The 20,474-nt window shown below is 58.9% G+C and carries 17 protein-coding genes and 1 tRNA gene; 5 read left to right on the top strand and 13 right to left on the bottom strand.

Annotation, left to right across the window (positions count from 1 at the left end; all coding sequences use genetic code 11):
* Positions 1-72: 72 nt before the first annotated feature.
* From FJU08_RS10740 to FJU08_RS10725, 4 genes are all read right to left on the bottom strand, one after another.
* Complete coding sequence (locus FJU08_RS10740; protein WP_141148990.1) at positions 73-1,140, bottom strand: ABC transporter ATP-binding protein; 1,068 nt, start codon at positions 1,138-1,140, stop codon at positions 73-75.
* The gene (locus FJU08_RS10735; protein ID WP_141148989.1) at positions 1,137-1,967 is read right to left on the bottom strand and encodes a carbohydrate ABC transporter permease; all 831 of its coding nucleotides are present in this window, start codon (positions 1,965-1,967) and stop codon (positions 1,137-1,139) included. The genes FJU08_RS10740 and FJU08_RS10735 overlap by 4 nt, the downstream gene beginning before the upstream one ends.
* Positions 1,964-2,866 (bottom strand): carbohydrate ABC transporter permease, encoded by a 903-nt coding sequence (locus tag FJU08_RS10730; RefSeq protein WP_141148988.1) that lies wholly within the window; start codon positions 2,864-2,866, stop codon positions 1,964-1,966. The genes FJU08_RS10735 and FJU08_RS10730 overlap by 4 nt, the downstream gene beginning before the upstream one ends.
* A gap of 99 nt (positions 2,867-2,965) precedes the next feature.
* Entirely contained in the window at positions 2,966-4,189 is a 1,224-nt protein-coding gene (locus FJU08_RS10725) for an ABC transporter substrate-binding protein (RefSeq protein ID WP_141148987.1), read from the bottom strand.
* 214 nt (positions 4,190-4,403) lie between these two features.
* Between FJU08_RS10725 and FJU08_RS10720 the strand changes: the two genes are divergently transcribed.
* The gene (locus tag FJU08_RS10720; RefSeq protein ID WP_141148986.1) at positions 4,404-5,444 is read left to right on the top strand and encodes a LacI family DNA-binding transcriptional regulator; all 1,041 of its coding nucleotides are present in this window, start codon (positions 4,404-4,406) and stop codon (positions 5,442-5,444) included.
* Between the two features lie 24 nt (positions 5,445-5,468).
* Here FJU08_RS10720 and FJU08_RS10715 read toward each other — a convergent pair whose 3' ends face one another.
* From FJU08_RS10715 to cpdR, 3 genes are all read right to left on the bottom strand, one after another.
* Positions 5,469-6,011 (bottom strand): gluconokinase, encoded by a 543-nt coding sequence (locus FJU08_RS10715; RefSeq protein ID WP_407943697.1) that lies wholly within the window; start codon positions 6,009-6,011, stop codon positions 5,469-5,471.
* A gap of 217 nt (positions 6,012-6,228) precedes the next feature.
* Positions 6,229-6,303: transfer RNA gene (locus FJU08_RS10710), tRNA-Val, on the bottom strand.
* A 95-nt stretch (positions 6,304-6,398) separates the two neighbouring features.
* Positions 6,399-6,761 carry a cell cycle two-component system response regulator CpdR gene (cpdR, locus tag FJU08_RS10705; RefSeq protein WP_141148985.1) on the bottom strand — a complete coding sequence of 121 codons (363 nt, stop codon included), beginning with the start codon at positions 6,759-6,761 and terminating at the stop codon, positions 6,399-6,401.
* A 167-nt stretch (positions 6,762-6,928) separates the two neighbouring features.
* On the opposite strand from cpdR, the gene FJU08_RS10700 reads away from it, so the two are divergent.
* Both FJU08_RS10700 and hisN read left to right on the top strand, forming a co-directional pair.
* Positions 6,929-7,834, top strand: coding sequence for an N-formylglutamate amidohydrolase (locus FJU08_RS10700; RefSeq protein WP_141148984.1), 906 nt, complete (start codon positions 6,929-6,931; stop codon positions 7,832-7,834).
* 330 nt (positions 7,835-8,164) lie between these two features.
* Positions 8,165-8,938, top strand: a complete 774-nt coding sequence (hisN, locus tag FJU08_RS10695; RefSeq protein ID WP_141148983.1) for a histidinol-phosphatase — start codon at positions 8,165-8,167, stop codon at positions 8,936-8,938.
* Here the strand turns inward: hisN and FJU08_RS10690 are convergent.
* Complete coding sequence (locus FJU08_RS10690) at positions 8,928-9,845, bottom strand: alpha/beta fold hydrolase (RefSeq protein WP_181409805.1); 918 nt, start codon at positions 9,843-9,845, stop codon at positions 8,928-8,930. The genes hisN and FJU08_RS10690 overlap by 11 nt on opposite strands.
* A 498-nt stretch (positions 9,846-10,343) precedes the next feature.
* On the opposite strand from FJU08_RS10690, the gene FJU08_RS10685 reads away from it, so the two are divergent.
* On the top strand, positions 10,344-10,832 hold the full coding sequence (locus FJU08_RS10685; protein ID WP_141148981.1) for an Hsp20 family protein: 489 nt from the start codon (positions 10,344-10,346) through the stop codon (positions 10,830-10,832).
* Between the two features lie 295 nt (positions 10,833-11,127).
* Here FJU08_RS10685 and FJU08_RS10680 read toward each other — a convergent pair whose 3' ends face one another.
* The 5 genes from FJU08_RS10680 to FJU08_RS10660 form a co-directional block, all read right to left on the bottom strand.
* Entirely contained in the window at positions 11,128-11,697 is a 570-nt protein-coding gene (locus tag FJU08_RS10680) for a DoxX family protein (protein ID WP_141148980.1), read from the bottom strand.
* Positions 11,694-12,467: an HvfC/BufC N-terminal domain-containing protein gene (locus tag FJU08_RS10675; RefSeq protein ID WP_181409804.1), complete on the bottom strand. Its 774-nt coding sequence runs from the start codon at positions 12,465-12,467 to the stop codon at positions 11,694-11,696. The genes FJU08_RS10680 and FJU08_RS10675 overlap by 4 nt, the downstream gene beginning before the upstream one ends.
* Positions 12,460-13,341 carry an MNIO family bufferin maturase gene (bufB, locus tag FJU08_RS10670; RefSeq protein ID WP_141148978.1) on the bottom strand — a complete coding sequence of 294 codons (882 nt, stop codon included), beginning with the start codon at positions 13,339-13,341 and terminating at the stop codon, positions 12,460-12,462. Before bufB ends, FJU08_RS10675 begins: the two co-directional genes overlap by 8 nt.
* A gap of 59 nt (positions 13,342-13,400) precedes the next feature.
* Entirely contained in the window at positions 13,401-13,700 is a 300-nt protein-coding gene (locus FJU08_RS10665) for a BufA1 family periplasmic bufferin-type metallophore (protein WP_407943703.1), read from the bottom strand.
* 175 nt (positions 13,701-13,875) lie between these two features.
* Positions 13,876-14,925 carry a threonine aldolase family protein gene (locus FJU08_RS10660; protein WP_141148976.1) on the bottom strand — a complete coding sequence of 350 codons (1,050 nt, stop codon included), beginning with the start codon at positions 14,923-14,925 and terminating at the stop codon, positions 13,876-13,878.
* Positions 14,926-15,546: 621 nt separating this feature from the next.
* On the opposite strand from FJU08_RS10660, the gene gltB reads away from it, so the two are divergent.
* Positions 15,547-20,271: a glutamate synthase large subunit gene (gene gltB / locus FJU08_RS10655; protein ID WP_141148975.1), complete on the top strand. Its 4,725-nt coding sequence runs from the start codon at positions 15,547-15,549 to the stop codon at positions 20,269-20,271.
* Positions 20,272-20,474: the final 203 nt, after the last annotated feature.

Raw genomic sequence — 20,474 nt, 5'->3', positions numbered from 1 at the left:
TTGTATCCTCATGCAGCCGGAGGTTTGCGGCCATCCCCGTCGCAAAGACCTGGCTGCGCAACGGCCAGGGCGTCAGATTCTGACGCCGGTCTCCTGGTCAAAGAGGTGAATGCGTTCGGGATCGATCCGCAGGCTAAGTGTCGCGCCGGGGGTGACGCTTTCCCGGTCATTGACGACAATGGCGACTTCCGGGTCGCTGTCAGTAAACAGGAAGGTGGTTGCACCCGTCGCCTCGGCAAGACGCAGTTTCAGTTTCAGCTGTGCCTCACCTTCACGCACCAGCATAAGATGTTCAGGCCTGAGGCCGACGGTCACGCGGCGTCCGGCATCAAGGCGTCCGGGATAGGCAAGCGTCTGTCCACCGGCGATCTCCAGCTTCAGCGTCTGGCCGTCATCACCGACCGTTGCCGCAATGAAATTCATTGCCGGGGATCCGACAAAGCCGGCCACGAAACGGTTGACGGGATTGTCGTAAAGTTCAAGCGGCGCGCCCTGCTGCTCGATTTCACCGGCGCGCATCAGCACCACCTTGTCGGCCATGGTCATGGCTTCGATCTGGTCATGGGTGACATAGACCGATGTGGCATGAAGCCGGTCATGCAGGCCGCGGATTTCCTTGCGCATATGGACGCGCAGGGCGGCGTCGAGATTCGACAGCGGTTCGTCGAATAAAAAGGCCTTGGGGTCGCGGATAATGGCCCGGCTCATGGCAACGCGCTGGCGCTGGCCACCCGACAATTCACGCGGATAGCGCGTCAGGAGGTTGGAAAGCCCGGTCGTTTCGGCAACCGCGCGGGCCTTGGCCTGGGCCTCCTTCTTCTTCGTCCCGTGGGTCCTGAGGCTATAGGTGAGGTTTTCCTCCACCGTCATATGCGGATAAAGCGCATAGGACTGGAACACCATGGCGATGTCACGGCGGCGTGGCGGTGCCTCATTCATGCGCGCCCCGGCGATGCGGATTTCGCCATGGCTGATCTTTTCAAGCCCGGCGAGCGAACGCAGAAGGGTGGATTTGCCGCAGCCCGACGGGCCGACAAGGGCGACGAACGAACCCTTTTCGATGCTGAGATTGATGTTTTTCAGAGCGTGGTAGCGACCGTAATATTTCTCGACCGCGTCAAATTCGATCTGGGCTGTCATTTCAAAGCTCCTGAAGTCAGGCCGGAGACGATTCTGCGCTGCAGAAGGACGAAGACGGCGAGAATGGGGGTCACATAGATTGAGGAATAGGCCATGATCTTGTCCCACTCGACCGTATTGGGGCCCATGAAGGTGTTCAGTCCGACGCTGGCCGGCTGGTAGATGGCATCGGCAATGAAGGTCTTGGAATAGACGAATTCACCGAAGGCCTGCATGTAGATGAGGATGCCGCTGACCAGGATGCCGTTGCGGGCAAGCGGCAGGACGATATGGAAGAAGGCGCCGATCCGGGAATTGCCATCGACAAGGGCAGCTTCTTCAAGCTCCATCGGCACGCTCATGAAGGTGGCGCGGACAAGCACGACGAAGAAGGGCATGCTCTTGGCGGTGATGCCGAGTACGGTGGCAAAGCGCGGATAGTCGAGAATGCCGAGCTGCGAGAAGCCGACGAAAATCGGTGTCACCATCAAGGATGGCGGCAGAACCTGCAGCATGAGGATCAGAAACAGTCCGATATCGATCCAGGGATTGCGGTAGCGCGCCAGGACATAGGCCGCACCCGAGCCGAGAATGGCGATGAGCACGACGGACCATGTCGCGATGTAGAACGAGTTCCACAGATAGCGCCCCATGCCGCGACTGATCCAGACATCAACAAAATTGTGCCATTGCGCATGGGTGGGGATGAAAATCGGCGGTGATGCAAAGGCTTCGGAAGACGTCTTGATCGCCGTGACATACATCCAGTAGAGCGGAAACAGGTAGATGACTGCCAGGAGGAGGGCGCCGATGATCAGGATGGTGTTGCGAAGGCTGGTATGGGTCATCCCCGAACCTCCTGCCGCGTCGAGCGGACATAATAGATCGCAGCGGCGATCACGATGACGATCATCATGACGGAGACGGTGGCACCGCCAGCGAAATCAAATTCCTGGAAGGACAGCTGCCAGGCCCAATATTGGGCAACATTGGAGGCATTGTTCGGCCCGCCATCGGTGATCGAGGCAAACAGGTCGAATTGCTGCAGGGTGAAAATCAGGCCGAGCGACAGAAGTGCGCCGATCGTCGCGCGCATCATCGGCAGGGTGATGGTGTAGAAACGGCGAAACGGGCCGGCGCCATCAAGTGCCGCTGCCTCATAAAGATCCTTCGGAATGCCAGCAAGGCCGACGGAAAGCAGGATCATGTTGAAGGAGGTTCCAAGCCAGATATTGGCAACGACCACACTCCAAAGGGCGAAATCAGGGTTTGAGCGCCAGAAAATTGCCTGATCGATAATGCCGAGATTGATCAGAAAATAGTTGATCACGCCGAAATCACCCGACAGAAGCCAGTTCCAGATTGCGCCGGCAACAAGGCCGGGCATGACCCATGACACGAGGAAAAGGCCGCGCAGCCAGGTCGAGCCGGGAAAGCGCTGCTGGAAGAAGAGGGCGAGGCCGAGGCCAAGCAGAAACTGGCCAAGGATCGATCCGACCACGAAAATCAGCGTGTTGCCGAAGATCGGCCAGGTCTGGGGATCCGACAGGATCCGCTTGTAGTTGTCGAGCCCGACAAAGGGGCGAATGAGCTGGCCAAGGCTGAACATGTCAACGCTCTGGAAGCTCATCAGGACATTGTAGACAATGGCGCTGCCGGAGATGGCGATCAGAAAGATCAGCGGTATGCCGATCAAAATGAGGTCGAATCCGCGCCCGTCCCATAATGTCGATATTCGGTTGCGCATGGCGGTGAAACTCCTATGGGCCGAAGACAAGGCCGGTCCGCTCCCGCACCCCGTGCAGGGTGCGGGCTGTCATCGACGTGTGTGTCACGTCCCGGGAGGTTAGTTGAGAGCCTTGTCGATCTTGGCCTGGGCCTGGTCGAGGGCGGCCTGCGGGGTTTTCGCCCCGGTCAGCGCCTGCTGGAGCGCATCCTGGATCGCCTTGGAAACGGCAGGCCATTCCGGCGAGGGACCGCGCGGCTGGGCGTATTTCAACTGCGTCTGAAAGGTTTTCAGCGCTTCATCCATATTCGGATTGCCGGTGGAGGGAATGTCGACATTTTCCTCCGGCGGCAGCTGGCCGAAACGCTGGAACATTTCCGGGTCCTTCGAGGCGAGATATTCCAGTACCTTGAAGGCTTCCTTCGGGTGCTTGGTCGATTTGAACATCACCCAGTTGTAATCGCCCATGGCGGAAGAGCGCTCTGCCCCATCTTCCGGAACCGGCAGCAGCGCGACTTTCCAGTCAAACTTGGCTTCCTTGGCCATGCGATCCAGCTCCCAGGGTCCGGAGATCGCCATGGCGGCGTTGCCGCTGATAAAGGTGGAGGTGGAATCCCATTGGCTTCGCGAGATCGTGTCCGGGGAGGCGAGCCCGTCATCAAGAATGGTCTTCCAGGTGGTCAACGCCTTCACGCCGCCCTCGCCATTGACATCTTGCCAGCTGCCTCCGGCCATCTGAACCCAGGGCAGGAACTGGAAGGTGCCTTCCTCGGTGGCCTCGGCTGAAAAGGCGAGGCCATAAACGCCCTTGTCCTTGTCCGTCAGCTTTTGAGCATCGGCAATCAGCGCGTCCCAGGTTTTCGGCGGTTCGGTGATGCCTGCAGCCTTGAACATGTCTTCATTGTAGTAGAGGGCGATCGTATTGGTCGATTTCGGCACACCATAAAGCTCGCCGTCCCAGGTCGCCGAGGCGACGGGACCGGGATAATAGTCGTCGATATGGAGGACATCGGAATTCTTGACCAGATCGGTCATGTCGTAAAGTGCGCCCTTGGAGGCCATCATAGCGTTGAAGGGAACGTCCACGGCATAGATATCCGGCGCCTTGCCAATGGCGTAGGCACGCATGACATCGCTCAGCAGATCGGAAAACTGGAGCTGGCGGTATTCAACATGAATATCACTCTGGCTCTTGTTGAATTCGTCAACCAGTTGCGGCGCCGGCTGACCGTCGCGGTCTACCGCCCAAAGTTGAATATCGACCGGATCGGCAAAGGCCGGAGCGGCGATTGCAAGGCCGGCCAGTGCCACGCCTGTCAATGCGATCTTGTGAAAATGCGTCATGAAGGTCCTCCCGAAACTTCTGTCATTGAAATGGTCAGTCAGCGCAGCTTCAGGCGATCCTCCCGGTTCGCGGCCCGTCTGTTGAAAAGCAGGGCCGAATCGGCCCTTTCCGGAGGAAACTGCTCGATATGTGCGCCGTAAACGTTTACGACGTTAGACCTATGCTATGCGAAGTGTCAATAGATGTACGTCACTCATGGGAGGAAAACGTGGAATGAAAGGAATTCGACAGCTTGCCGAGCACCTCGAAATTTCCATCGGAACGGTGTCGCGGGCGTTGAACGGCAAGGCGGATGTCAATCCCGAAACGCGGCGGCGCGTGCTGGAGGCGGCAGAGCAGCTCGGCTATGTCCCCAATCAGGCCGGGCGGAGCCTGCGACAGGGGGTGAGCCGGACGGTTGGTTTGATCCTGGAGCAGGATTCGGCCGTTGGTTCAGCGAGCGAGAATTTCTTCCCGCGTGTGATCTCTGGTCTGCAGGCGGTGCTGGCTCGTCACGGTCTTGATCTGATCCTGCTGCTCTGTCCGCGTGACGAAGCGCAGGATGCCTATCTCAAACGCATGGTCGCCCGCCGGATCGTTGATGCCGTGATCATTTCCGCGACCCGCGTTGAGGATCCACGTTTTGCCTTTCTGAAACGGGCTGGCATGCCCTTCGTCGCGCTTGGGCGCAGCCAGTCGGCCGGAGCCGGGGCGCGCTGGATCGATCTCGATTTCGAGGGTATTGCCGAGCAGGCGGTCGAGCGGCTTTTTGATCGTGGTCATCGCCGGATCGCGGTTGCTGTTCCCGATACCGATGTCAATCTCTGTCAGCTGTTTCTCGAAGGCTATCGCCGCGGCCTGGCCGCGCGCGGCCTCACCTTTGACCCGTCACTTGTCTTTCGTGCGGTGGGGCAGGAAAGCGGCGGTTATGCGGTTGCCAGCCATATCATTGCCCTGAAGCCGCGCCCGACAGCCGTCATCCTGAATGCAGAGATGATGTCGGTCGGGCTTTACCGCCGGCTCGGCGAGGAGGGGCTGGTGCCGGGCAGTGATCTTGCCATCATCGCCGAACGCGAGAGCCCGGTCGGGCGGTTCCTGCTGCCACGCGTCACCTGCTTCCGCCTCGATGCCGAGGCGGTAGGGACACGGCTTGGTGAAAGCCTGCTGGCGACCCTGCCGGCCTTTGCCGAGGAATATGCCGGAACGCCGCAGCAGATCGTCTGGCCAATGGTGCTTGTCGAAGGCGAGAGTGATCCGCCGATCATTACCGGCTGAGCGACCAGACATCATACCTTCTGATCAGGCAAAGTGCAGTGTCATCAGCTTCTCAAGGGCGGCAGTGCAGATCTCCTCGGGTGTACCGGCAATCGACACGGTGACGACACCGGCCTCGCCGCTTGGCACTTCCAGCGTCGCAATCTGGCTTTTCAGCAGTGATAGCGGCATGAAGTGGCCCTCGCGCCGGCTCATCCGGTCGGCAAGGATCTCTTCCGGGCCCTCGAGATAGACAAAGGCCAGCGGTCCGCCGGTCGCTTTGCGCAGCCGGTCGCGATAGGCCTTTTTCAGTGCTGAACAGCTGATGATGACCGGCGTGCCACTGGCGACCGCCTCGCCAAGAACCGCACCGATCCGATCCAGCCAGGGCCAGCGGTCGTTGTCATCAAGCGGAAATCCCTGGCGCATTTTCTCGATATTGGCGCGTGGATGCAGCGCATCGCCCTCAATGAAGCGGGCACCGATGCGGTCTGCCAGAAGAGCGGCGGTCGAGGATTTGCCGCAGCCGCTGACCCCCATCACGATAATCGCATCGGCCGCCATGTCACCGGTTTGGTTTTCGTCCATGATCACGCCTTTTCCTGTTCTCGTTTGAAATTCAGCAGGGGCGCTGAACGGTGACATCATAGATTTTCAGGGGTCAATGCCGACAATGGGATTACCGTCAATTTTATTGCTGCATAATATTGAAACGGCGCTGCGTGTGGCGCTTTTGGTCAGGGAGGCGACGGAAAGCAAAAAGGCTTTCGTTTTCACGAAAGCCTTTTTGATACAAAGAATTGGATGGTGGGCGTGACAAGGATCGAACTTGTGACCCCTACGATGTCAACGTAGTGCTCTCCCGCTGAGCTACACGCCCATCCGTGGCGCGGTGTATTTCAAAATCTGGCCGCCGCGTCAATAGCTTTTTGAAGCTTTTTTGTCGGTAGCCGATATTACAGGCGAAAGCGTCGCTCAGGCCGCCAGAACTTTTTCCACTTCGTCAACCAGATCGCGCAGATGGAAGGGCTTGGACAGCACCTTTGCGTCGCGCGGTGCCTGCGAATCGGCGTTGAGCGCAACCGCGGCAAAGCCGGTGATGAAGATGACCCTGAGGTCGGGGTCGAGTTCTGTTGCGCGGCGTGCCAGTTCGATCCCGTCCATCTCCGGCATGACAATATCGGTCAGAAGCAGAGAAAAGGGTTCTTCGCGCAGCCGGTCATAGGCGCTGGCGCCATTATCAAACGAGGCGACCTGATAGCCCGCCCGTTCCAGCGCCTTGACCAGAAAGCGGCGCATATCATTGTCATCTTCGGCAAGAAGGATCTTGAGTACCATTGAGCTTAACCATCCCCGGAATACCGGCATTTATCCCAGCCCCCTTGATAGGCCCGGCCGGGTAAACAAGCCGTGAAGACGCTGCATGGCCCCCCATAAGGGCAGGGCTTGGCAGCGGCGAATCGACCGCTTAAGATTTCATGCCGAAAACAGTGACAGAAGGCAACATGAACGACGATCATGAGGGCGCCGGTGCGTCTGCAGGTGAGACTTTATATTTCGAGGTAATCCGTCCGGAAGAGCAGACGGTGCCGCTGGTTTTTAACTCGCCGCATTCGGGGCGTGTTTATCCGCCGGACTTTCTGGCTGCCGCGCGCCTGGATGCGCATGAGGTACGGCGCTCGGAGGATGTCTTCGTCGACGAGCTTTTTGCCGCAGCACCGGCCTGCGGGGCGCCGCTGCAGCGCGCCTTCTTTCCACGTGCCTTTATCGATGTGAACCGGGAGCCCTATGAGCTTGATCCGCGGATGTTTGATGGTGATCTGCCGGCCCATGCCAATACGACATCGGTGCGCGTCGCAGCGGGCCTTGGAACCATCCCGCGTATTGTCGCCGAGAATATGGATATTTATGAAGACCGGCTGCCAGCGGCAGAAGCGGTGTTCCGCATCGACAATATCTACAAGCCCTATCATGCCAGCCTGAAGGGGCTGCTGCGCGAGACCAAACGTGATTTTGGGCATGCCATACTGGTGGACTGCCACTCCATGCCGGGCTCGGTTTCCGCCGGCAGCTATCGCCGCAAGCCGGATATCATCATTGGTGACCGGTTTGGCACCAGCGCCTCGCGGGCGCTTTCTTATGCAGCGGTATCAATTTTCGAGCGGATGGGATTTTCGACTGTTTACAACAAGCCGTATGCCGGTGGTTTCATCACAGAATATTACGGCCGCCCTGCCAATGACGTTCACGCCCTTCAGGTGGAAGTCTCGCGGCGGCTTTATGTCGATGAGGAAACGCTGCAGCGGCGGCCAGAATTTCCGGCGTTAAAACAGGCGCTGTCACTCTTCATTGCAGAATTTGCACTGCAGGCTGGCGAAATTCTGGGTACGCCGCGTCTGGCTGCTGAATAACCCTGCGTCGCTTGATGATGTTTCGAAAAAAAACCGCGCCTCGGGCGCGGTTAAGTCTAGGGAGGAAACACCCAAGGAGGGTATTCACAGTCGAAAGACTGTAATTTCACATTACTGTCGTCTTGCCGGAATGTCAAGCTTTAATGCCTGAAATTTACGCAAAGGATATTGTTGCACATTATTTAAGCTTCATGCCCTTTCTTTCATCCGGGAGTCTGGTTAAGACGTCGGCCAAATGAAATTCAACGTCATGGCTGAATGCTTTCGTTTCCCGCAGAACCGCTCTAGTATCGCCGCGACCGATGATCACTTCTCCAAGGAAATTCCCCGATGCTCCCCGACCGTGATTTCTTTTTCAGCCTGGCAGATGCTGCCCGGGCCGAAACCCTGCCGCGATTTCGCAGCAGGCTCAACGTTGACAACAAGGAAGAAGGCGGGTTCGACCCGGTGACGGAGGGGGATCGCGCTGCCGAAGCGGCCATTCGGGCGCTGATTTCCGAAGCCTTTCCCGATCACGGCATATTGGGGGAAGAGCATGGCAATATCGGCCTTGATCGCAAATATGTCTGGGTCATTGACCCGATTGACGGGACGCGCGCCTTCATTTCCGGCCTGCCGGTCTGGGGTACGCTGATCGGACTATATCGCGATGGGCGCGCCTTCATGGGACTGATGGATCAGCCTTTCACCGGTGAGCGCTTCTTTGCCGACGGCCAAGCAACGCATTTCTCCGGCCCGGGCGGTGATGTGACCCTTGAAACGCGCAATTGCGGCGGGCTGGCCAATGCGACGCTCTTCACCACCTCGCCCCGCATCATCGAAGGTTCGGCGCTGGAGCGCTATAACCGGCTGGAGGATAAGGTGCGTCTCGCCCGCTACGGCACGGATTGCTACGCCTTTGCCATGGTGGCTGCCGGACATGTGGATCTGGCGGTCGAAAGCGGGTTGAAGCCCTACGATATTGCAGCGCTTATCCCGTTGATCGAGCAGGCTGGCGGTGTGGTCACCACCTGGAGCGGCGGCCGGCCGGAACAGGGGGGCGATATCGTTGCCGCCGGAAGTGCTGCACTGCATGCCGAGGCGCTGGCGATCCTCAACGTCTGAGATTTTCACCAAGAAAATCGATAATTGCGGCCATCGCCTTGTCCCGCAACGGGTCGGTTTCCTGCAGGATCTCATGGCCCGCCCCGGGGATTTCCACCAGCTTGCATGTCTTCAGCTGTCCGGCAATGCGGCGCTGGGTGGCGGGCTTGATGATCGTATCGCGTCCGGCAGACAGCAAGAGGACAGGAAGATCGATGCGGGCCAGGGCATGCGGGCGGGTGATGCGGGCAATCTGCCCGAGCGCTTCTGCGACCCAGCCGAAGGTCGGTGCGCCGAGAAGGTAGTTCGTGCCGCGTGCGGCCTCCATGTTGCGCTGATAGCGCCGGCTGTCCGATGTCAGGGATTGCTGGTGAAAGCTGCGGGGCTCCTCATGGCGGCCGACGGGACGCTTCGCAAGGCCAGCCAGCGCAAAAGCGCGGGCAATCGGGCGCAGCATGCTCTCGGGCAGCGGCCGTCCAGCAAGGCCGGTAAAGGGCGCGCAGAGGATCAGTCCGGCAAGGCTTTCCTGCAATTGTGCTGCTGCCGAAAGCGCGATCAGCCCGCCAAGCGAGTGGCCCATGAGGAAGAAGGGCTCAGGCAGTCCTGCCGTCTGAACGCTTCTGATGAAGGCCAGGAGATCTTCGGTATAGTCGGAAAAGCGGTCAACATGTCCTGCGCGCTGGTCTGCGATGATCCGTGTCGAGCCGCCCTGGCCGCGCAGATCAAGTACGGCACACGCATAACCGGCCTGACCGAGATCGGCTGCGGTCTCATGGTATTTCTCGATATATTCGGAACGCCCTGTAACGATCAGCACCGTGCCGGAAGCAGTGGATGCTGGGAAAAGACCAAAGCGCAGACAGGTCCCGTCAGGGCGGGAAAGCAGACCTGTCTCGTGGCTCTCAGGGGGTGGGTTTTGCAGTGGCATTGTCAACATATTCATGTATGGGCCATCGGCTAAAGGACAGCGAAACCGGCATATAGTCGCTTTGGCAGATGTTTCAGTCAATCATGGAACAACGGAAGAAAAGAACCGGAACCATCCGCTTATACAGGGGTAGAAGCGAGAGGCTCCGGTCAAGGAAATCGCCAATACTGGGTCAAGAGTATTGACGACGCCGGGACGGGTGCGCCGTAATCCCGGCCAGAAAGAGATGCAACAGATAAGCTGAACACAACAACAACGTGCCATTCATATCCGGTTCAGGAAAACCCAAACCGCTTTGAAAAATGCCTCTATTGCCGGTTGCAGTTCGATCCTCCGCCCCTCTTGTCCGGCTGGGATTGTAGCCTCTTGAAATGGTTTGAGGCAATACCCAACTTTTCGATACGCGGATGCTGATAAGGGTTCGCATCCGCCACCGGTCGTTGCCGCTTACGGGACGCCGGTTGGTTAACATCGCAAAGTCGCTCAAAGGAGGACACCATGCGTAACGTTGATTTTTCGCCTCTCTATCGTTCCACTGTCGGTTTCGATCGTCTTTTCAATCTTCTCGACACGATGGGCCAGCCTGACCAGTCGCCTGCCTACCCCCCCTATAATATCGAACGCACCGGCGAGAATGCCTATCGCATCTCGATGGCTGTTGCCGGTTTCGGTGAGAACGAGCTTTCGATCGAAGCCCATGCCAATGTGCTGACGGTCAAGGGTGAAAAGCTTGAGGAAGAGGATGAAGGCAGCGAATATCTTTATCGCGGCATCGCCAAGCGCGCTTTTGAGCGCCGCTTCCAGCTTGCCGATCACATGGAAGTGCGTGGCGCTTCGCTGAAAAATGGCCTGCTTCACGTGGAATTGCTCCGCAATATCCCGGAAGCGATGAAGCCGCGCCGTATCGCCATTGAAACGAGCGCTGGCGAGGGAATGAAAACCATTCCGGCTGATGTGAAACGCGAAGAAGCCATGACGGCAGCCTGATACGGCCCCTTTTGATCTGACAGGTTGTTGTGACGGCGCCCCTTCCGGGCGCCGTCAGCTTGCTGACAAAGTCATTCAGCTTGTCATTTTGGGGTGGAATAGCCATCACCTCCGTCGTCATCCCCGTGCTTGTCACGGGGATCCATACTCTTAAGAATTTGAATAAGCAGAGTCTTTCGCCGCGCGGACGCGCGTCGGCTGGATGCCTGTGACAAGCACAGGCATGACGTTAGAGAAGGGGTTAAGGTTTGTCAGAAATCTGACGGCGCCCCTTGCGGGCGCCGTTTCCATTTTATCAAGCTGCACGGCAGAATCGCGACAGAAGGCGATCCAGCGAAATCGCGCCCGCGCCATAAAAGGCGAGTTGCACCAGCGGGATCGTCCACAAGAGACGCTGATCCAGAATGGTCGCATCCGGGAAGCGGTCGAAAAGCGAACCGATCGTTGCAGCATCGACCTGATGAACGGTGATATCGACAAGGCTCATCACGGCAATGAAGCCGATCATGCCAAGGGCCGCGATCCGGGTGAAAAGCCCGAACACGATCAGAAACGGCAAGATGATTTCCGCATAGGTGCCAAGCAGCACGATTATTCCCCAGGGAAAGAAGCCGATTTTTGAAAGATCGCCACCGGCTGCGTCTACGGCGGGCAGGGCGATCTGGTACCAGGCCGATGCACGGACATGGAAAAAGCCGAAAAATCCTGGCTCCACCTTGGTGCGGAATGAGCTTATGAAGAAAGGCAGCAGCACAGCGGCAAAGGCAAAGCGTGCAAAAAGCCCGGGAAACCAATCCTTCAGCATGTTGTCCGCCTGCTCGACCGCGCAGGTGTGAAGCCGTTTGATGCGGCAGGTCAGAGTCATGATTGCGTCTCCTGCTTGATGGCGGCAAAGGCGCCGGATGAAAGAAGCAGCGAGAAGCCGGTCGCCGGTTCGAAGTCCGCGTCAACATCCAGAGCTGCGGCAAGGGCTTCGGCAATGCTCTCACCCTGAAGCAGTGTGGCGATGAACGGGGCAGCGCCCGTTGCCAGCACGTCAAGCGCCACATCAAGGGCAGGGCGCGTCACCAGCACCGTTTCCGGCGGTGACGGGTCGAAGCCGTCAAGGGGGATGCCCTGTCTGAAGCGTTGCACGATGGTCGCCGCTGAAGAAGAAAGGGAAAGAAGTGCCGTTGCCGGATGGGTTGCAAGCCTTAAGCTGCCAAGCGCTTCGGGGGCTAAAGCGGTGAGGGTTGCGGCGGCAAGGGCTTGCCTGTCTGCGGCGTGAAAGGCTGTCAGCATCTCGCGTTCCACCCGGGCGACATCCGCGAGAAAGAACAGTGAACTGGAAAGCGGCAGATGTTGAAGGAAAGCGGGGAAGTCATGCCCGTAATCCGCCAGAACCGGTGAGACTGGCGGGTTCGCGCGGATGAAATCACGCGCAATTGCCGAAAATGTCCTGGCGCCGAGAAGGTCTGCGGTTGCGGGGAAAATATCGCTTAACGCCCCCGCCAGGACGACCGTCACATTGTTGCGGTAGACCGCAAGACGGGAGGCCGCAGCGCCGCCGAATGGGTGTTTTAAACTGTCCGGGGCTGTAGCTGTGGGATCCAGCAGGGCGGCGGCGAAAGATCCAGTGTCTTGCGGTCTATCCATGACGCGCACCCAGAAGCAGGCTGTTGCCCTCCTCATTCATGATGGTTTCGGCATGGATTGCCTCGCGCATCAGGACCGGCCAGTCGGGAATGTCATTGTCCCATTCGATCAGTGTCGGCAGCGGGCCGGTTCGGGCGATGACAAAGGCGTAAAGCGCCCATACGGGATCGGCGACGGGCCGGTCATGTGCGTCGATCAGCAATGGGTGGCCGTCGTCATCCTCTTCTGCCGCATGTCCTGCCAGATGGATCTCGCCAACGCGCTCCAGTGGAAAGGCTTTCAGATAGGTCAGCGGATCAAAGCCGGTATTGATGGCCGAGACATAGACATTATTGATGTCGAGAAGCAGGCCGCAACCGGATCTCCGGCTCACCGCGTCGAGGAATTCGGTCTCGCTGAGTGTTGAACTGTCGAAGACGAGATAGCTCGACGGGTTCTCAAGCAGGATCGGCCGGCCGATCGCAGTCTGGACCTGGTCGATATGCGCGACGACGCGGTCGAGTGTCTCCCTGGTATAGGGGAGCGGCAGCAGATCGTTGAAATAGGCGCTCTCATGGGTGGACCAGGCCAGATGTTCGGAAACGAGCCCCGGCTCATAGCGAGTGACGACCTGTTTCAGCCGTTCAAGATGCGCGGTATCAAGATCGCGCGTGCCACCGATCGACATGCCGACTCCGTGGACCGACAGCGGAAAGTCTTCGCGCATGCGCGCCAGGATCCGGTGCGGATGGCCACCGGCGCCCATATAGTTTTCCGCATGGATCTCGAGAAAGCCGATCCGGTGCTCCGCTGCGAGAATGGCGTCGGCATGGCTGGTCTTGAATCCGGCGCCCGCGCGGGCGGGAATGGTCGCACTATGCTGGAAATTCGGCATGGTATCCTCCTGCCGCCTGCGCAGACCGGCACGGTGCGCGCGCCGGTCTGCGGCGGGGATCACATTTCGGGTTTGTCGCGCATCAGCGGGCTGAGCGAGCCCGTGCGGTCGCCCGGCAGCATCATCTTGGTGCAGGAGCCTTCTGCGACATATTTCCAGGCATTGCCCTGGTAATCGACCTTGGATGTTCCGGCGCAGGTTGTGCCGGGGCCGGCGGCGCAGTCATTCTGGCCGGCAAGGGCGACGCCATAGCATTTGACATTGGCAGCACTGGCGGGAGATGCGGTGGCAAGGCCGGCTGCGGCAACCAGCAGGGCACCGGCAAGGGCGGTGGCGGTCAGTTTGGTATCGGTCATGATCTTCTCCTCGTTTCCGGCCCGGGATGGACCGTCCTTCAGGCAACTTGCCTGCGAGAAGATGTATGACGCGTTTCAACTTCAACTGGAAATCAATGCCGCGGCACTCAGCCATCACGCCGGATGACGCGCCTGTCATCCGGCGAACACGGTGGTTCACCTGCACGTGAACGTTGTGTTATTTCATGTAGGACAGCACGTCGTCGACTTCCTGTCCGGTCGTGGCAAAGCTTGTCACCAGCCTGACCAGCATTTCGCCGGGCTTGACCAGATCAGGAGTGTCGACAGGGACCGGCCAGTCATGGAAGCGGGCACCGGCCCCCCAGGCGTCCTGAACGCTTTTTTCCGGCAGAATGACGAAGACCTCATTGGACTGCGTGTCCCAGGCAAGCCTTGCGGTCTTTGACGCGGTGATGGCGGCGCGCAGCCGGTCGGCCATGGCGTTGGAATGGCGGGCGAGATCGAGCCAGAGATCATTTTCGAAATAGCCGTCAAACTGCGCCGAGATGAAACGCGTCTTGGAGAAAAGCTGGGCCGCACGCTTGCGGATATAGGGCATTTCCCTGGCCTTTTCCGGATGCATGAAGACAATTGCTTCTGCACACCAGCAGCCGTTCTTTGTACCGCCGAAGGACAGAATGTCGACGCCGCGCTTCCAGGTCATTTCGGCCGGCGTGCAGCCGAGCGCCACAAGCGCATTGGCAAAACGCGCGCCATCCATGTGCAGCGGCAATTCATGGCGGCGGGCGATGTCGGCCACCGCATCAATTTCGTCAAGGCTGTAGACGGTGCCGATCTCGGTCGACTGGGTCAGTGATACGGCCATGGGCTGGCCGTGATGAATGAAGCCGGCCGGATAGCGGGCTATGGTCTTTTCCAGCGAAGCCGGTTCAATCTTGCCGTCAGCACCGGATACGGTCGCCAGCCTGCCGCCGGTGGTGAAATATTCCGGTGCGCCGCCTTCGTCGTTGGCGATATGGGCCTCGCGGTGGCAGAAGACCACACCGCCGGGCCGACCGATGGCGGAAAGCGACAGTGAATTGGCCGCCGTTCCCGTGCCAACGAAAAAGACGGAAACCTCGCGTTCGAAAAGCGCGTTGAAGCGGTCTTCGATGCGTCGATCCAACGTTGAGGTGCCGTAGGCTGCGGCAAAACCCGACTGTTCGCGAATAAGAGCCTCGCCGATGGCGGGGTGGGCGCCGGCCCAGTTGTCGGAGGCAAAATACATGATCAATCCTGACTTAATATTCGATGTCTGCTCGGGAGGGCGGCGGCACTATCGGCCAAGTTCTGATCGAAGAAAAGGGCCAATGCTTGACGAGGCCTGTCAAACCGCCGCAAGTGGGATGATGCAGGAAATTGCGCAAGCGCCGGGTTTGGACTGAATTTCGCGCATATTCAGCCGCAATTTTCTCACTCTGTCCCGCATGGGTGGTAATTGCGCAAGAATGTTGCTTGAATGGGTTATGTTTGGTAATTTACGCTCGCATTGGCGACAGAATGTTTGCGATTTCGCTTGCCATGGTCAAAACTTTCTGGCATATCAAATGCTGATAGGACAGTTATGCTGTCCTATTTTTCTGTCTGGAGTAGCAGAATTGTCGCGCAACATTTCCGAGGGGCTGACGCAGGCCGAATTTTGCGTCTATAATCGAACCGGAAGCGGCAAGGTTGCGGCGTGGCTGAAAAAATCGGCCGGTCGTGTGACGAACCGGTTCGGTTTCTGGTCGGGTCCGGTATCAGGGAAATAAGAATTACGTGCAACGTCCGGTGAGCTGTGTTTGGAACACTGCCGAAGTCCGGGCGGTCCGGTAACGCCTGCCTGTGTCAGGCTTGAAGGAGGTCTTGAATGACGAAGATGACGCCATCCGCGCTCACTGGTGAAAACGTAGCTGCTGTTGATGTGAAAGCTGCCGCCAACAAAGCTGCCGAAGGCCGTCTGAACAAACGTCAGGGCCTTTATGATCCGCGCAACGAACATGATGCCTGCGGCGTCGGCTTCATCGCTCATATGAAGGGTGAGAAGTCGCATCAGATTGTCAAGGACGGTCTTTTCATTCTCGAAAATCTCACCCATCGCGGCGCTGTCGGCGCTGATCCGCTGATGGGTGACGGTGCCGGCATTTTGATGCAGATCCCCGATCGCTTTTTCCGTGAAGAGATGGCGGCGGAAGGCATCGTGCTGCCCAAGGTCGGCGAATATGCCGTTGGCTATTTCTTCCTGCCGCGTGACGACGCGAAGATCGCCCATTACAAGGACGTGATCCGCAAGGTCATCGAAGACGAAGATCAGGTCTTCATCGGCTTCCGTGAAGTGCCGGTCGACAATTCCTCGCTGTCCAAGGCGCCGGAAATTGCCGCAACCGAACCCTATCACCTGCAGGTTTTTATCGGTGCCGGCAAGCGGGCCGATACCAATGCTGCCTTTGAGCGCCGGCTGTTCATCCTGCGCAAGGTGATCTCCAACGCTATCTATAATGAGGGCAATGGCGAGGAAACCGGCTTTTACGCCGTGTCGCTGTCATCATCGACCATCGTCTATAAGGGCATGTTCCTCGCCTATCAGGTTGGCAGCTATTACAAGGATCTGTCTGATCCGCGGGTGGAAACGGCCGTGGCGCTTGTGCATCAGCGCTTTTCGACCAACACCTTCCCGTCCTGGAAGCTGTCGCATCCTTATCGGATGGTCGCCCATAATGGTGAAATCAACACGCTGCGTGGCAATGTGAACTGGATGGCTGCCCGTCAGGCCTCGGTCTCCTCGCCGCTTTTCGGTGACGACATCACCAAGCTGTGGCCGATTTCCTACGAAGGGCAGTCGGATACGGCCTGTTTCGACAACGCGCTGGAATTCCTGGTGCAGGGCGGCTATTCGCTCGCCCATGCGGTGATGATGCTGATCCCGGAAGCCTGGGCCGGCAACCAGTCGATGAGCCCGGAACGCAAGGCATTCTACGAATATCATGCCTCGCTGATGGAGCCGTGGGACGGTCCCGCCGCCGTTGCCTTCACCGATGGTCGCCAGATCGGCGCGACGCTGGACCGCAATGGTCTGCGCCCGGCCCGCTATCTGATCACCAAGGATGATCGTATCATCATGGCCTCCGAAGCTGGCGTTCTGCCGGTTGAAGAAGAAAACATCGCCGCCAAGTGGCGCCTGCAGCCCGGCAAGATGCTGCTGATCGACATGGACAAGGGCCGCATCGTCTCTGATGAGGAGATCAAGTCGGAACTGGCTGGCAAGCACCCCTATCAGGACTGGCTGGCCCGCACCCAGCTGATCCTTGAGGAGCTGAACCCGGTTGAACCGCGTGCGCTCCGCCGTGACGTGTCGCTGCTCGACCGCCAGCAGGCCTTCGGCTACAGCCAGGAAGACACCAAGCTGCTGATGTCGCCGATGGCGACGACCGGCCAGGAGGCGATCGGCTCAATGGGCACGGATACGCCGATCTCGGCCATGTCTGACAAGTCGAAGCTGCTTTACACCTATTTCAAGCAGAACTTTGCCCAGGTCACCAACCCGCCGATCGATCCGATCCGCGAAGAGCTGGTGATGAGTCTGGTTTCGTTCATCGGCCCGCGGCCGAATATTCTCGATCACGATGGCGCCTCGCGCGAAAAGCGTCTTGAGGTCCGTCAGCCGATCCTGACCAATGGCGATCTGGAGAAGATCCGCAATATTGGCCATACCGAGGACCGTTTCGACACCAAGACGCTCGATATCACCTATGATGCGAGCGAGGGCGATGCGGGCATGCCGGCGATGATCGACCGGCTGTGCGAGCGGGCGGAAGCGGCCGTGCGCGGCGGTTACAACATCATCATCCTGTCGGATCGCCAGATCGGGCCGGATCGTATCGCGCTGCCGGCGCTTCTGGCGACGGCTGCCGTCCACCATCACCTGATCCGCAAGGGGCTGAGAACCTCGGTTGGTCTCGTGGTGGAATCGGGTGAGCCGCGCGAAGTGCATCACTTCTGCTGTCTGGCGGGCTATGGCGCCGAGGCCATCAACCCCTATCTCGCCTTCGATACGCTGGCTGACATGCACACCCGAGGCCTGTTCCCCAAGGAGGTCGATTCCGGTGAAGTGATCTATCGCTACATCAAGGCGATCGGCAAGGGCATGCTCAAGGTCATGTCCAAGATGGGTATTTCGACCTATCAGTCCTATTGCGGCGCGCAGATCTTCGACGCGATTGGCCTGTCGGCGGAATTTGTCGAACGCTTCTTCTTCGGCACGGCATCGATGATCGAAGGCGTCGGCCTCAGCGAAATCGCTGAGGAAACGGTGATGCGTCACCGCTCCGCTTTCGGTAAGGACCCGATCCTGTCCTCGACGCTCGATATTGGCGGCGAATATGCCTATCGTATGCGCGGCGAGGCCCATGCCTGGACGCCGAATGCGGTTGCCGAGCTGCAGCACGCTGTGCGCGGCAATGCCCGCGACCGCTATGACGCCTTCTCGCGGATGGAAAACGAGAGCGCACTGCGGATGAACACCATCCGCGGCCTGTTCCGCGTCAAGTCGGCGGAAGAACTTGGCCGCAAGCCAGTTTCGGTTGAAGATGTCGAGCCTGCCAGCGAAATCGTCAAGCGTTTCGCTACCGGCGCAATGTCCTTTGGTTCGATCTCGCGTGAAGCCCATACGACGTTGGCGCGTGCCATGAACCAGATCGGCGGCAAGTCGAACACGGGGGAAGGCGGCGAGGAAGCCGAACGCTATCTGCCGCTCGCCAATGGCCAGCATCCGGCCGAACGCTCGGCGATCAAGCAGGTCGCATCCGGCCGTTTCGGCGTGACGACGGAATATCTCGTCAATGCCGACATGATGCAGATTAAGGTCGCGCAGGGCGCCAAGCCCGGTGAGGGCGGCCAGCTGCCCGGCCACAAGGTGGATGCGACGATCGCCAAGACCCGTCACTCGACCCCGGGTGTCGGCCTGATTTCGCCGCCGCCGCATCATGACATCTATTCGATCGAGGATCTGGCACAGCTGATCTTCGACCTGAAGAACGTCAACCCGACGGCTGATGTCTCGGTCAAGCTGGTCTCCGAAGTCGGTGTCGGCACGGTTGCTGCCGGTGTTGCCAAGGCCCGTGCCGATCATATCACCGTCTCCGGTTTCGATGGCGGTACCGGTGCTTCGCCGTTGACCTCGCTGAAGCATGCTGGCAGTCCCTGGGAAATCGGCCTGGCCGAAACCCAGCAGACCCTGGTGCTGAACGGCCTGCGTTCGCGCATCGCGCTGCAGGTTGATGGTGGTCTGAAGACCGGCCGCGACGTGCTGATCGGCGCAGCGCTTGGTGCCGATGAATTCGGCTTCTCCACAGCGCCGCTGATTGCGGCGGGCTGCATCATGATGCGCAAATGCCATCTGAATACTTGTCCCGTGGGTGTTGCCACCCAGGATCCGGTGCTCAGAAAGCGTTTCAAGGGCACGCCGGAACATGTGGTCAACTACTTCTTCTTCGTTGCAGAAGAATTGCGCGAGATCCTGGCATCGCTCGGCTTCACCCGTCTGGATGAGGTCATCGGCGCTGTCGAAATCCTCGACAAGGATGAGGCGATCGCCCACTGGAAATCCCGCGGGCTTGATTTCTCCCGCATCTTCCACCGGGTTCCGGCCGAAAAGGACGAAACCTGCTGGACCATGCGCCAGAAGCATCCGATCGACGATATTCTCGACCGTAAGATGATCGAGAAGGCCATGCCGGCGCTTGAAAGCAAGGAACCGGTCGCCTTCGATGTCGACATCAAGAATGTCGACCGTTCGGCGGGTGCGATGCTGTCGGGCGAACTGGTCAAGCGCTGGAACCACAAGGGGCTCAAGGAAGACACGATTTCGGTTACGCTGCATGGTACAGCCGGTCAGTCCTTTGGTGCTTTCCTTGCCAATGGTATCACCTTCGATCTCATCGGCGATGGCAATGACTATGTCGGCAAGGGGCTTTCGGGCGGCAAGATCATCGTCCGTCCGCCGGAAAATTCACCGATCGTTCCCGAACAGTCGATCATCGTCGGCAATACCGTGCTTTACGGCGCCACCACGGGCGAGTGCTATTTCCATGGTGTTGCAGGCGAGCGCTTTGCCGTGCGTAACTCCGGCGCGATCGCCGTTGTCGAAGGTGTCGGTGATCATGGCTGCGAATATATGACCGGCGGGGTCGTCGTCGTTCTTGGGCCTACGGGCCGGAACTTCGCGGCCGGCATGTCCGGTGGCGTCGCCTATGTTCTCGATGAGAGCGGCGATTTTGCCGAACGTTGCAACATGGCCATGGTCATGCTGGAGCCGGTGCCGGAAGAAGATGACATGCTGGAAAAGCTGCACCATCATGGCGGTGACCTGATGCACAAGGGCCGCGTTGATGTGTCCGAAGACATGACGCGCCATGACGAGGAGCGTCTGGTTCAGCTGATTTCGAAACACCTCCACTATACCGGCTCGGCCCGCGCCAAGGCGATCCTGGACGACTGGGCAACCTATCGCCCCATGTTCCGCAAGGTCATGCCGGTTGAATATCGCCGTGCGCTTGAAGATATGGAGCGCATGCGCATGGGTGTGGCTGCGGAATAACCGGCAAATCCTGTCTGGCAGCGCGTCTGCCGGGCAGGTGTGCCTGCTTATGGACTTCAAACGGTGCGCAAGGCTTGACTCGCGCCTCCGTAGAAGGAAGTAAGGAGACAGGCGCAAAAGATGTGGACGGCCCGTATTTTCTGCTCAAAATGTAAAACGGGTGGTTGCCGCCTCCAGGTGGCGGACCGGGCTGATGCTGAAGG

The organism is Martelella alba (assembly GCF_006516955.1).
GTDB classification, from domain to species: Bacteria; Pseudomonadota; Alphaproteobacteria; order Rhizobiales; family Rhizobiaceae; genus Martelella; species Martelella alba.
The sequence above is the reverse complement of the archived record's forward strand: the minus strand, read 5'-3'. Positions and strand labels throughout refer to the sequence as shown.

Excerpts from the sequence above, each read along its gene's own strand:
- FJU08_RS10740 (WP_141148990.1), bottom strand. The coding sequence starts at position 1,140 with ATGACAGCCCAGATCGAATTTGACGCGGTCGAGAAATATTACGGTCGC.
- FJU08_RS10735 (WP_141148989.1), bottom strand. The coding sequence starts at position 1,967 with ATGACCCATACCAGCCTTCGCAACACCATCCTGATCATCGGCGCCCTC.
- FJU08_RS10730 (WP_141148988.1), bottom strand. The coding sequence starts at position 2,866 with ATGCGCAACCGAATATCGACATTATGGGACGGGCGCGGATTCGACCTC.
- FJU08_RS10725 (WP_141148987.1), bottom strand. The coding sequence starts at position 4,189 with ATGACGCATTTTCACAAGATCGCATTGACAGGCGTGGCACTGGCCGGC.
- FJU08_RS10720 (WP_141148986.1), top strand. The coding sequence starts at position 4,404 with ATGAAAGGAATTCGACAGCTTGCCGAGCACCTCGAAATTTCCATCGGA.
- FJU08_RS10715 (WP_407943697.1), bottom strand. The coding sequence starts at position 6,011 with ATGGACGAAAACCAAACCGGTGACATGGCGGCCGATGCGATTATCGTG.
- cpdR (WP_141148985.1), bottom strand. The coding sequence starts at position 6,761 with ATGGTACTCAAGATCCTTCTTGCCGAAGATGACAATGATATGCGCCGC.
- FJU08_RS10700 (WP_141148984.1), top strand. The coding sequence starts at position 6,929 with ATGAACGACGATCATGAGGGCGCCGGTGCGTCTGCAGGTGAGACTTTA.
- hisN (WP_141148983.1), top strand. The coding sequence starts at position 8,165 with ATGCTCCCCGACCGTGATTTCTTTTTCAGCCTGGCAGATGCTGCCCGG.
- FJU08_RS10690 (WP_181409805.1), bottom strand. The coding sequence starts at position 9,845 with ATGCCACTGCAAAACCCACCCCCTGAGAGCCACGAGACAGGTCTGCTT.
- FJU08_RS10685 (WP_141148981.1), top strand. The coding sequence starts at position 10,344 with ATGCGTAACGTTGATTTTTCGCCTCTCTATCGTTCCACTGTCGGTTTC.
- FJU08_RS10680 (WP_141148980.1), bottom strand. The coding sequence starts at position 11,697 with ATGACTCTGACCTGCCGCATCAAACGGCTTCACACCTGCGCGGTCGAG.
- FJU08_RS10675 (WP_181409804.1), bottom strand. The coding sequence starts at position 12,467 with ATGGATAGACCGCAAGACACTGGATCTTTCGCCGCCGCCCTGCTGGAT.
- bufB (WP_141148978.1), bottom strand. The coding sequence starts at position 13,341 with ATGCCGAATTTCCAGCATAGTGCGACCATTCCCGCCCGCGCGGGCGCC.
- FJU08_RS10660 (WP_141148976.1), bottom strand. The coding sequence starts at position 14,925 with ATGTATTTTGCCTCCGACAACTGGGCCGGCGCCCACCCCGCCATCGGC.
- gltB (WP_141148975.1), top strand. The coding sequence starts at position 15,547 with ATGACGAAGATGACGCCATCCGCGCTCACTGGTGAAAACGTAGCTGCT.